Genomic DNA, 12,325 nt, shown 5'->3' with positions numbered 1-12,325 from the left:
AAAACCGCATGTAATTTTCTTTCGCCGTTTTGCAATGGCAAGGAAGAAAGTAACCGGTCAGGCACGAAAGTGACCGGCTTTTGGCTGTCCTGCACCGGCGCTTCATGGCAAAAGGCGGCATGGACAGCCCGAAACCCCTCGCCCGCCCGAGTCTCAAGAGGAATCAGCCCGTGAACGACAATGAGGAGCGCCCGGTGACTATCATCACCGGCCGCGTCTGGAAAAAGAAGGGCGGCAAGCCCGAAGGCGTGCATGTGATGCTGGTTGCACCCGATGACGATTCGGCCGTGCGCCGCGCTCTCGAATCGCTCGCCGCCGAAGGCTATGCCGAGGCAGAGCTCGACCAGATCGGCGATATGGAAGGCGTACCGGACGATGAGCCGCATCTGTCCGCCTTCCAGGGCGCGCTCGAAGGCGAAGTGTCGATCGTGACATTCGAAGTTCCGCTCTGAGTCGCAGGTGCGCTGACGGCTCGCACCTGTCACCACGCCGGCTTGCCCGGCACCGGTTCTCTGCTAAGAACCTGACAAAATCCAAGAACCAAAGTTCCTGCCCGCGGAGTTCCCATGCCTTCGAACAATGACCCCATCAAGCTCGGCATCGTCGGCGTGGGCAAGATCGTGCGCGACCAGCATCTGCCGGCGGTGGCCAAGGATGCAGATTACCGCCTGATCGCCGCCGCCAGCCGGCACGGCAAGGTGGAAAACATCCCCAACTTCCCAACCATCGAAGCAATGCTCGACGGGGTGCCAGACCTCGAGGCCGTGTCGCTCTGCATGCCGCCGCAATTCCGCTACGACGCGGCTCGCACCGCGTTGATGGCAAAAAAGCATGTCTTCCTGGAAAAGCCGCCGGGCGCCACCGTCAGCGAGGTCGAGGACCTGAAGCGGCTGGCGGACGCCAATGGAGTCACCCTGTTCGCCAGCTGGCATTCGCGCTACGCGCCGGCGGTGGAAGCCGCGCGGACTTTTCTGAAATCAGCCAAAATCAGCTCGGCGGCAATCGTCTGGAAAGAAGACGTCCGCCGCTGGCACCCGAACCAGGACTGGATCTGGGCGCCGGGCGGATTCGGCGTCTTCGATCCAGGCATCAACGCGCTGTCGATCGTGACCCACATCCTGCCGGCGATGTTCATCACCTCGGCGGTGCTCGACTTTCCCGAAAACCGCGCCTCACCTGTCGCGGCCCACGTCAACTTCCGCACCTCGGACGGTTTGCCGATCACGATGGAACTCGACTGGCTGCAGACAGGACCACAGAGCTGGGACATCCTGGCCGACACCGACAAGGGCAAGATGGTGCTGTCCGGAGGCGGCACCAAGCTCGCCATCGACGGCAAGGTGGTTCACGACGAGCCGGAGGCCGAATATCCCCAGCTTTACCGGCGCTTCGCTGAAATCGTACGCGACGGCGTCTCCGATGTCGATTTGGCACCCCTGCAGCACGTGGCCGACGCCTTCATGCTCGGCAAGCGCAATGTGGTGGAAGCGTTCTTCGATTGAGCGATGAGTTCTGCCGGACCGCAGTCTGGACACTCGCCATGCAGCCTTACTCGACGATCGCAATCGCAAACCCGTCATAGCCTTTGGCGCCGACGGTCTGGATGGCGGTGCCGTCCAGGCGCTTGTCGCCGCCGATGAAGGAAAACGCACCGCGTGCGCCTTCGACATAGGCATCACGGCCATCGTCGTTGAGCACGGTGCCGTCGCGGATGACATTGTCGCAGATGATGACCGTCCCCGGCCGCGACAGGCGCATGGCCCATGACAGATAATTCGGGTTGTTCGGCTTGTCCGCGTCGATGAAGATCAGATCGAACGGACCGGCATTTTCGGCAGCCAGCGTCTCAAGCGACTGAAGCGCGGGGCCGATCCTGAGTTCGACCTTGTCCGACACCCCTGCCCGCTCAAGATTCGAGTGCGCGACTTTTGCATGATGCGGCTCGAGTTCGAGCGTCACGATCTTGCCGCCGACGGGCAATCCCCTTGCCATCCAGATGGTCGAGTAGCCGCCAAGCGTGCCGATCTCCAGCACCTTCCTGGCGCCGCTGATGCGGACCAGCAGCGACAGCAGCTTGCCCTGCGCCGGCGATACGTCGATGGCCGGCAGGCCCTGGTCGCGGTTGGCCGCAAGCACCGCTTCGAGGATGGGATCTGCTTCGAAGAGAGAGGAAACGATGTAGTCGTCGACGTCAGTCCAAACCTTCTTGCTCATGTTTTCCTCGATTCGATTAGGGGTCAAAACGCGAAAAGGGGCCGCTGGGGCCCCCTTCCTTCTTCTCGTCCTACCGCGCTTACTGCGCGGCGTTGACCATGTCGGTCAGCATCGGCTCGGCGACCTCGACACCGGAGGCCTTGCGGCGCTCGTCGATGATCAGTTCGTCGCGCGAGGTGGCGATGCGCCGGATCTGGCTCATCGTGCCGCCGGTACCGGCCGGGATCAGCCGGCCGACGATGACGTTTTCCTTCAGGCCCTGCAGCATGTCGGTCTTGCCGGCAACCGCAGCTTCGGTCAGCACCCTGGTCGTCTCCTGGAAGGAGGCGGCCGAGATGAAGGACGGCGTCTGCAGCGAGGCCTTGGTTATGCCCAGCAGCACTGGCTGGCCTTCGGCCGGCTTCTTGCCGTCCTCGACCAGGCGCTCGTTGACCTCTTCCAGTTCGATCACGTCGACGTGGTCGCCCGGAATGTAGGTCGAGTCGCCCTGCACCGTGATCTCGACCTTCTGCAGCATCTGGCGAACGATCACCTCGATATGCTTGTCGTTGATCGACACGCCCTGCAGACGGTAGACTTCCTGGATTTCGTTCACGAGGTAGGAAGCAAGTGCTTCCACGCCCTTGATCGCCAGGATGTCGTGCGGCGCCGGATTGCCGTCGAGGATGTAGTCGCCCTTCTCGATGACGTCGCCGTCCTGGAGATGGAACGGCTTGCCCTTCGGGATCAGGTATTCGACCGGCTCAAGCGTCGAGTCATGCGGCTCGATGATGATGCGGCGCTTGTTCTTGTAGTCGCGGCCGAAGCGGATCGTGCCATCGATCTCTGCGATGATGGCGTGATCCTTCGGACGACGTGCCTCGAACAGTTCGGCAACACGCGGCAGACCACCGGTGATATCCTTGGTCTTGGCGCTTTCCATCGGGATACGCGCCAAAACGTCGCCGGGACGAACCTGCGAACCCGGCTCGACCGAAAGAATGGCCTCGACCGAGAGCAGGAAGCGGGCGTCGCCGCCCTTCGACAGCTTGCCGACCTTGCCCTTGGGGTCAAGGATCGCGATCGCCGGCTTGAGGTCGTTGCCGCGTGGCGTCGAGCGCCAGTCGATGACCTCGCGCTTGGTGATGCCGGTCGATTCGTCGGCCGTTTCCTGAACGGAAATGCCGTCGACCAGATCCTCGTACGACACCTTGCCCTCGATTTCGGTAAGGACAGGGCGGGTATAGGGATCCCATTCGGCGATACGCTGGCCCCGCTTCACCTTGTCGCCATCGTCCACGAAGATGCGCGAACCATAGGTAAGGCGATGCGAGGCACGCTCCTTGCCGGCTTCGTCGAGGATCAGCACCGCCATGTTGCGGCCCATGACCATCTGCTGGCCGTCCGAGTTGCGCACCACGTTGCGGTTGCGGATCTCGACCTTGCCCTCATACGAGGCTTCAAGGAACGAGCTGTCCACCACCTGCGCCGTACCGCCCATGTGGAAGGTACGCATGGTGAGCTGGGTGCCCGGCTCGCCGATCGACTGCGCCGCGATGACGCCGACGGCTTCGCCCTGGTTGACCGGGGTGCCGCGGGCAAGATCGCGTCCGTAGCAGACCGCGCACACGCCGATCCTGACCTCGCAGGTCAGTGCCGAGCGAATGCGGACCGACTGCACGCCGGCCTTTTCGATCTTTTCCACGTCACGTTCGTCCATCAGCGTTCCGGCCTTGACCAGAACTTCGCCCGAAACCGGATGCGTGATGTCGTCGAGCGAGGTGCGGCCCAGCACGCGCTGACCGACCGAAGCAACGACCTGACCGGCATCGACGATCGGCTGCATGGTGAGGCCCTTGTCGGTGCCGCAATCCACGGAGTTGACGATGCAGTCCTGCGCCACGTCGACCAGACGACGGGTGAGGTAGCCCGAGTTCGCCGTCTTCAAGGCGGTGTCGGCCAGACCCTTGCGGGCGCCGTGGGTCGAGTTGAAGTACTCGAGCACGGTCAGGCCTTCCTTGAAGTTCGAGATGATCGGCGTCTCGATGATTTCACCCGAGGGCTTTGCCATCAGGCCGCGCATGCCGGCGAGCTGACGCATCTGGGTAGGCGAACCACGCGCACCCGAATGCGACATCATGTAGATCGAGTTCATCGGCTTTTGACGGCCACTGTCCTCGAACTCGACGGCCTTGATGCGGGCCATCATCTCGTCGGCGACCTTTTCCGAGCACTTCGCCCAGGCGTCGACGACCTTGTTGTACTTCTCGCCCTGCGTGATCAGGCCGTCATTGTACTGCTGCTCGTATTCCTTGGCCAAAGCCTCGGTGTCGGAAACCAGCTTGATCTTGGCGTCCGGGATCAGCATGTCGTCCTTGCCGAACGAAATGCCGGCGCGGCAGGCGTGGCTGAAGCCGAGGGCCATGATGCGGTCGCAGAAAATGACCGTCTCCTTCTGACCGCAGTGGCGGTAGACGGTGTCGATCATCTTGGAGATGTTCTTCTTGGTCATCTCCTGGTTGGCCGTCTCGTAAGGCACATTGACGTTCTTCGGCAGCAGCTCGCCGATGATCATGCGGCCAGGCGTGGTGTCGTAGATTTTCGACACGACCTTGCCTTCGGCATCGACCGTGCGGAAACGACCCTTGATCTTGGAGTGCAGCGTCACCGCCTTGGTCTCAAGCGCGTGCTGGAGTTCGCCCATGTCGGCAAACACCATGCCTTCGCCCGGCTCGTTCTGATTGACGATCGAGAGATAGTAGAGACCCAGAACCATGTCCTGCGACGGCACGATGATCGGCGCGCCGGAAGCCGGGTGCAGGATGTTGTTGGTCGACATCATCAGCACGCGGGCTTCAAGCTGCGCTTCCAACGAGAGCGGCACGTGAACGGCCATCTGGTCGCCGTCGAAGTCGGCGTTGAAGGCCGTGCAGACCAACGGATGCAGCTGGATCGCCTTGCCTTCGATCAGGATCGGCTCGAACGCCTGGATGCCAAGGCGGTGCAGCGTCGGCGCACGGTTCAACAGCACCGGATGCTCGCGGATGACCTCGTCGAGGATATCCCAGACTTCCGGACGCTCCTTCTCGACCAGCTTCTTGGCCTGCTTGACGGTCGAGGAGAACCCCTTGGCGTCGAGGCGGGCGTAGATGAACGGCTTGAACAGTTCGAGCGCCATCTTCTTCGGCAGGCCGCATTGGTGCAGCTTGAGCTCCGGACCGGTGACGATGACCGAACGGCCCGAATAGTCGACGCGCTTGCCGAGCAGGTTCTGGCGGAACCGGCCCTGCTTGCCCTTCAACATGTCGGACAGCGACTTCAGCGGACGCTTGTTGGCGCCGGTGATGACGCGGCCGCGACGGCCGTTGTCGAACAGCGCATCGACGGCTTCCTGCAGCATGCGCTTTTCATTGCGCACGATGATGCCCGGGGCGCGCAGCTCGATCAGCCGCTTCAGGCGGTTGTTGCGGTTGATGACGCGGCGATAGAGATCGTTCAGGTCGGAGGTCGCGAAACGGCCGCCATCCAGAGGAACCAGCGGGCGCAGGTCCGGCGGGATCACCGGAACCACCTTCATGATCATCCATTCCGGACGGTTGCCGGACTCCATGAAGTTCTCGACGACCTTGAGCCGCTTCAGATACTTCTTCTGCTTCAGCTCGGACGTGGTCGAAGCCAGTTCCGAACGCAGGTCGCCGGCGATCTTCTCCAGGTCCATGCCGGCCAGAAGGTCATGAATGGCCTCGGCGCCGATCATGGCGGTGAATGAATCCTCGCCATACTCGTCGACGGCGATCATGTACTCTTCCTCGCTGAGCAGCTGGTGCTCCTTCAGCGCGGTGAGGCCAGGCTCGGTGACGATGTAGTTCTCGAAGTAGAGGACGCGCTCGATGTCCTTCAGGGTCATGTCGAGCAGCGTGCCGATGCGCGACGGCAGCGACTTCAGGAACCAGATGTGAGCGACGGGTGCCGCCAGCTCGATATGGCCCATGCGTTCGCGGCGAACGCGCGACAGCGTGACTTCGACGCCGCACTTTTCGCAGATGACGCCCTTGTACTTCATGCGCTTGTACTTGCCGCACAGGCATTCATAGTCCTTGATCGGGCCAAAAATGCGCGCGCAGAACAGACCGTCACGCTCCGGCTTGAAGGTGCGGTAGTTGATGGTCTCCGGCTTCTTGATCTCGCCGAACGACCAGGACAGAATCTTCTCAGGGCTGGCGAGCGATATCCGGATGGAATCGAACACCTGCGCCGGCGCCTGCGGATTGAAGAGATTCATGACCTCTTGGTTCATGCCGTTCTCCTTTTCGGGGTCCTCGAAAACCCCTTGCATCTAACGCGGGCCAAATGCCCGCTGAGTGGTCGGCCCACTGGCCGTAGAATTTGTTGCATCCGGTCGCGGCGTTCCGCGACCGGATGTCTTGCTTACTCGGCCGCGCCCCTATTCGGCAGCATCTGGCAGCCGGACAGGGTTGTCGTCGAGCTTGGTATTCTCCAGCTCGACATTGAGGCCGAGAGACCGCATTTCCTTGACGAGCACGTTGAAGCTCTCGGGAATGCCGGCCTCGAACGTGTCGTCGCCGCGCACGATCGCCTCGTAGACCTTGGTGCGGCCGGCGACATCGTCCGACTTCACCGTCAGCATTTCCTGCAGCGTGTAGGCGGCGCCATAGGCTTCCAGCGCCCAGACCTCCATTTCGCCGAAGCGCTGGCCACCGAACTGCGCCTTGCCGCCCAGCGGCTGCTGGGTAACGAGCGAGTACGGACCGATCGAACGCGCGTGGATCTTGTCGTCCACCAGGTGGTGAAGCTTGAGCATATAGATATAGCCCATCGTCACCTTTCGATCGAACGGCTCGCCGGTGCGTCCGTCATAGAGCTGCGACTGACCGCTGGTGTGCAGGCCCGCCTGCTCCAGCATGATGTTGATGTCGACTTCATGCGCGCCGTCGAACACCGGTGTCGCGATGGAGACGCCGCGGCGCATCTGCTCGCTGAGGCGAACGATGCTCTCGTCGTCATATTCGCGGACCGGCTCGTTGCGGTCGTTGGCCGGGATGAAGCTCTCAAGCGTCTTGCGCAACGGCTTGATGTCTCCAGCCGTCTTGTACGCGTCGATCAGCTCGCCGATCTTCTTGCCCATGCCCGCGCATGCCCAGCCCAGATGCGTTTCCAGGATCTGGCCGACATTCATGCGGCTCGGCACACCCAGCGGGTTGAGCACGATATCGGCATGCGTGCCGTCCTCGAGGAAAGGCATGTCCTCGACCGGAACGATGCGCGACACGACACCCTTGTTGCCGTGACGTCCCGCCATCTTGTCGCCCGGCTGCATCTTGCGCTTCACGGCCACGAAGACCTTGACCATCTTCATGACGCCCGGAGGCATTTCGTCGCCGCGCTGGACCTTCTCGACCTTGTCCATGAAGCGCTGCTCGAGCGCCTTCTTGGAATCGTCGTACTGGCCACGCAGGGCTTCCAGTTCGCTCTGGAGCTTTTCGTTCTCCACCGCAAACTGCCACCACTGCGAACGTGGATACTCGTCAAGCGTGTCCTTCGACAGCTTCGAGCCCTTCTTGAAGCCCTTCGGCCCGGCAATCGCTTCCTTGCCGACGAGAACGTCGGAAAGGCGCGAATAGACGTTGCGGTCGAGGATCGCCTGCTCGTCGTCGCGGTCCTTGGCGAGGCGTTCGATCTCCTCGCGTTCGATCGCCATGGCGCGCTCGTCCTTCTCGACGCCGTGGCGGTTGAACACGCGCACTTCGACGACGGTGCCGAAGGTGCCCGGAGGCATGCGCATCGAGGTGTCGCGAACGTCGGACGCCTTTTCACCGAAGATGGCGCGCAGGAGCTTTTCTTCCGGCGTCATCGGGCTTTCGCCCTTCGGCGTGATCTTGCCGACCAGGATGTCGCCCGGCTGCACTTCCGCGCCGATATAGACGATGCCGGCTTCGTCGAGGTTCTTCAGCGCTTCTTCCGAAACGTTCGGAATGTCGCGTGTGATTTCCTCCGGTCCAAGCTTGGTGTCGCGGGCCATGACCTCGAATTCCTCGATGTGGATCGAGGTGAAGACGTCGTCGGCCACGATGCGCTCGGAGAGCAGGATCGAGTCCTCGTAGTTGTAGCCGTTCCACGGCATGAACGCGACCAGCACGTTGCGGCCGAGCGCCAGATCGCCGAGCTCGGTCGACGGACCGTCGGCGATGATGTCGCCCTTGTTGACGCGGTCGCCCATGCGCACCAGCGGACGCTGGTTGATGCAGGTGTTCTGGTTCGAACGCTGGAACTTCATCAGCCGGTAGATGTCGACGCCCGACTTGCCGGGATCGAGATCTTCCGTGGCGCGGATGACGATACGCGTCGCGTCCACCTGGTCGACGATGCCGCCGCGGCGGGCGCCGATGGCGGCGCCCGAGTCACGGGCAACGATCGGCTCCATGCCGGTGCCTACGAACGGCGCTTCGGCGCGCACCAGCGGCACGGCCTGACGCTGCATGTTGGAGCCCATCAGCGCGCGGTTGGCGTCGTCGTTCTCGAGGAACGGGATCAGCGCCGCAGCCACGGACACCATCTGCTTGGGCGACACGTCCATCAGATCGACGTTTTCGCGCGGCGCCATCATCACTTCGCCGGCGCTGCGGCAAATGACGAATTCGTCGACGAAACCACCATTCTTGTCGAGCTCGGCATTGGCCTGCGCGACGTGGTGCTTGGACTCTTCCATAGCGGAGAGATAGACGACCTCATTGGTCAGCTTGCCGTTGACGATCTTGCGGTACGGGCTTTCGATGAAGCCGTACTTGTTGACGCGCGCGAAGGTCGCCAGCGAGTTGATCAGACCGATGTTCGGGCCTTCCGGCGTCTCGATCGGGCAGATGCGGCCGTAATGCGTCGGGTGCACGTCCCGCACTTCGAAGCCGGCGCGCTCGCGGGTCAGACCGCCCGGTCCAAGTGCCGACAGGCGGCGCTTGTGGGTGATCTCCGACAGCGGGTTGGTCTGATCCATGAACTGCGACAGCTGCGAGGAACCGAAGAACTCGCGCACGGCGGCAGCCGCCGGCTTGGCGTTGATCAGGTCCTGCGGCATCACCGTATCGATCTCGATCGAGGACATACGTTCCTTGATCGCGCGCTCCATGCGCAGCAGGCCGACGCGGTATTGGTTCTCCATCAGCTCGCCGACGGAACGCACGCGGCGGTTGCCGAGATTGTCGATGTCGTCGATCTCGCCCTTGCCGTCGCGCAGTTCGACCAGCGTCTTGACCACGGCCAGGATGTCATCCTTGCGCAGCACGCGCACGGTATCCTCAGCCTTGAGCTCGAGGCGCATGTTCATCTTGACGCGGCCGACGGCCGACAGGTCGTAGCGCTCCGAGTCGAAGAACAGCGAGTTGAACATGGCTTCGGCGGTTTCAAGCGTCGGCGGCTCGCCCGGGCGCATGACACGGTAGATGTCGAACAGTGCGTCCTGGCGGCTCTCGTTCTTGTCGACGTTGAGCGTATTGCGGATGTAGGCGCCGACATTGACGTGGTCGATGTCGAGAACCTTGATCTCGCTTTCGCCCGTGCCGAGCAGCACCTTCAGCGTCTTTTCGTCGATCTCGTCGCCGGCTTCGAGGAAAATCTCTCCGGTGCCGTAGTTGACGATGTCCTCGGCCAGGTAATTGCCGAGCAGATCCTCGTCGGTCGCCTTGATCGCCTTCAGACCCTTTTCGCCAAGTGCTCTTGCCTGGCGGGCGGTGATCTTCTTGCCGGCCTCGACGACAACTTCGCCGGTATCGGCATCGACGAGGTCGCCAACGGCCTTCAGGCCGCGGAAACGCTCGACGTTGAACGGGATGCGCCAGTGGTCACCGGCGCGCTTGTAGGTGATCTTGTTGTAGAAGGTCGACAGGATTTCTTCGCCGTCCATGCCGAGCGCCATCAAGAGCGACGTCACCGGAATCTTGCGGCGGCGGTCGATGCGGGCGTGCACGACGTCCTTGGAATCGAACTCGATGTCGAGCCACGAACCGCGATAGGGAATGACGCGCGCCGCAAACAAAAGCTTGCCCGAGGAGTGCGACTTGCCCTTGTCATGGTCGAAGAAGACGCCCGGCGAACGGTGCATCTGCGAGACGATGACGCGCTCCGTGCCATTGACGATGAAGGTGCCGTTGAGCGTCATGAGCGGCATGTCGCCCATATAGACGTCCTGCTCCTTGATGTCCTTGATCGACTTTGCGCCGGTATCCTCGTCGATATCGAACACGATGAGGCGCAGCGTCACCTTGAGTGGCGCGGCATAGGTCAGGTCGCGCTGACGGCATTCGTCAACGTCGAATTTCGGTCCTTCAAACTCGTACTTCACGAACTCCAGCATCGAGGAGCCGGAGAAATCGGAGATCGGGAAAACCGACTTGAAAACGGCCTGCAGTCCCTCGTCCGGACGCCCACCCTTGGGCTCCGCCACCATCAGGAACTGGTCATAGGATGCTTTTTGAACCTCGATCAGGTTCGGCATCTCCGCAACTTCCGGAATCTTTCCGAAGAACTTGCGTACGCGTCTGCGGCCATTGAAAGTCTGGGTCTGGGCCATCGTCGCTCCTTAGCTATAAACTCGGGGCGAGCCTCGCCGCGGCTCACCTTGCATGCGCGGCCACCTCGGCGGCGGCCCCTGATCTGTTTCCCGCCGCCTGGCGGCGACGGCTAAAACGGGAGAAAACCCGTTTCCTGAAGGCCGGTTTCGGCCCTCAGGAAAGAGGTTCTCGTACATCTCGCGCTACGCATCCTCCCCTCTGATGAAGGGAGTGGCGGACGGCGCGAGGCCGCCCGCCGCTTTTACGCTTACTTCAGGTCGACCTTGGCGCCGGCTGCTTCCAGTTGGGCCTTGAACTTCTCAGCGTCAGCCTTGGAAACGGCTTCCTTGACCGGCTTCGGAGCTGCTTCGACCAGATCCTTGGCTTCCTTGAGGCCCAGGCCGGTGATGGCGCGGACTTCCTTGATGACGTTGATCTTCTGAGCGCCTGCCTCGGTGAGGACGACGTCGAATTCCGTCTTTTCCTCAGCCGGAGCAGCAGCAGCGGCAGCGCCGCCGGCAGCGGCAACCGCCACCGGAGCAGCAGCCGAAACGCCCCACTTTTCTTCCAGAAGCTTCGACAGCTCGGCCGCCTCGAGGACGGTCAGCTTCGAAAGGTCGTCTACGATCTTTGCCAGATCAGCCATTGTTGTATTCCTTCATCAGGTTCGAACGTGTGTTTGTGATAGCGAGGAACGGCCTCATGCCGCCTCGTCCTTCCGGGCGTAAGCGCCGATGACGCGCGCGACCGAAGCCGCTGGCGCATTGACGATCTGGGCGATCCGGGTTGCCGGCGTGGCGATCATGCCAACCAGCCTGGCGCGCAGCTCATCGAGCGACGGAAGTGTGGCGAGTGCCTTCACACCGTCGGCGTTGAGCGAGGTGGTGCCCATTGCGCCGCCGAGAATGACCAACTTGTCATTTCCCTTGGCGAAATCGGACGCGACCTTCGGCGCCGCAATCGGATCCTCCGAATAAGCGATCAGCGTCTGTCCCTTGAACAGGTCGATGATCGATGCGGAGTCCGTGCCCTGAAGAGCGATTTTGGCGAGACGGTTCTTCGCGACTTTGACGGTGCCACCGGCAGCGCGCATTTTCGACCGAAGGTCGTTCATTTGCGCGACGGTGATACCGGCGTAGTGGGCCACGACGACTGAACCAGCGCCTGCAAAAGCACCATTCAGGCCCGTGACGAGTTCGCGTTTTTCCGCTCTGTCCACTGCCTATCTCCAGTTGACCCCTGCCCCGCTAGTGGGACAGGCGTCGGGTTGCCTTTTTGCCGGCCGGGCCATCCATTACAGATCTCCCGAACGACGCTCGAGGATCCTGCCCCCTTTCGCCACATCGACGGCAAGCCGGAGATGCGCAGACAAAAGGCAAACACGGTTCGAACCTTTCATTGGAGCTTGTCGCTCCGTTGTCCGGTTTTCACCCGTCTCATGCAGGCCCAATTCAATTAAGGCTTCTGGGCCGCCTGCAATCTCGGACAGGATGTCCGGAAGCCTCTCGACTTCCGGTACCGGGCCGCCGACAAGTCGGAGGCCCGGAATTCACTTGCGGATCAGCGCCTTG

General features: G+C 62.0%; 7 protein-coding genes. 2 read left to right on the top strand and 5 right to left on the bottom strand.

What is annotated here, in order from left to right; genetic code table 11:
• Nucleotides 1-170: 170 nt before the first annotated feature.
• Together NKI31_RS13620 and NKI31_RS13615 are read left to right on the top strand one after the other, a co-directional pair.
• Nucleotides 171-452 (top strand): transcriptional regulator, encoded by a 282-nt coding sequence (locus NKI31_RS13620; protein ID WP_023829547.1) that lies wholly within the window; start codon nt 171-173, stop codon nt 450-452.
• A 114-nt stretch (nt 453-566) separates the two neighbouring features.
• Nucleotides 567-1,502 carry a Gfo/Idh/MocA family protein gene (locus NKI31_RS13615; protein WP_023829546.1) on the top strand — a complete coding sequence of 312 codons (936 nt, stop codon included), beginning with the start codon at nt 567-569 and terminating at the stop codon, nt 1,500-1,502.
• A 46-nt stretch (nt 1,503-1,548) separates the two neighbouring features.
• Here NKI31_RS13615 and NKI31_RS13610 read toward each other — a convergent pair whose 3' ends face one another.
• The 5 genes from NKI31_RS13610 to rplJ form a co-directional block, all read right to left on the bottom strand.
• The gene (locus NKI31_RS13610; protein ID WP_023713031.1) at nt 1,549-2,214 is read right to left on the bottom strand and encodes an O-methyltransferase; all 666 of its coding nucleotides are present in this window, start codon (nt 2,212-2,214) and stop codon (nt 1,549-1,551) included.
• Between the two features lie 79 nt (nt 2,215-2,293).
• Nucleotides 2,294-6,490, bottom strand: a complete 4,197-nt coding sequence (rpoC, locus tag NKI31_RS13605) for a DNA-directed RNA polymerase subunit beta' (protein WP_023667434.1) — start codon at nt 6,488-6,490, stop codon at nt 2,294-2,296.
• Nucleotides 6,491-6,637: 147 nt separating this feature from the next.
• Nucleotides 6,638-10,774 (bottom strand): DNA-directed RNA polymerase subunit beta, encoded by a 4,137-nt coding sequence (rpoB, locus tag NKI31_RS13600; RefSeq protein WP_023686024.1) that lies wholly within the window; start codon nt 10,772-10,774, stop codon nt 6,638-6,640.
• Between the two features lie 248 nt (nt 10,775-11,022).
• Nucleotides 11,023-11,400 (bottom strand): 50S ribosomal protein L7/L12, encoded by a 378-nt coding sequence (rplL, locus tag NKI31_RS13595; RefSeq protein WP_023667436.1) that lies wholly within the window; start codon nt 11,398-11,400, stop codon nt 11,023-11,025.
• Between the two features lie 54 nt (nt 11,401-11,454).
• Nucleotides 11,455-11,973 (bottom strand): 50S ribosomal protein L10, encoded by a 519-nt coding sequence (gene rplJ / locus NKI31_RS13590; protein WP_023667437.1) that lies wholly within the window; start codon nt 11,971-11,973, stop codon nt 11,455-11,457.
• Nucleotides 11,974-12,325 lie beyond the last annotated feature (352 nt).

Source organism: Mesorhizobium sp. M0659, from assembly GCF_040320605.1.
GTDB lineage: Bacteria > Pseudomonadota > Alphaproteobacteria > Rhizobiales > Rhizobiaceae > Mesorhizobium.
This window is presented reverse-complemented; position numbering and strand designations above follow the sequence as displayed.

Excerpts from the sequence above, each read along its gene's own strand:
- NKI31_RS13615 (WP_023829546.1), top strand. The coding sequence starts at position 567 with ATGCCTTCGAACAATGACCCCATCAAGCTCGGCATCGTCGGCGTGGGC.
- NKI31_RS13610 (WP_023713031.1), bottom strand. The coding sequence starts at position 2,214 with ATGAGCAAGAAGGTTTGGACTGACGTCGACGACTACATCGTTTCCTCT.
- rpoC (WP_023667434.1), bottom strand. The coding sequence starts at position 6,490 with ATGAACCAAGAGGTCATGAATCTCTTCAATCCGCAGGCGCCGGCGCAG.
- rpoB (WP_023686024.1), bottom strand. The coding sequence starts at position 10,774 with ATGGCCCAGACCCAGACTTTCAATGGCCGCAGACGCGTACGCAAGTTC.
- rplL (WP_023667436.1), bottom strand. The coding sequence starts at position 11,400 with ATGGCTGATCTGGCAAAGATCGTAGACGACCTTTCGAAGCTGACCGTC.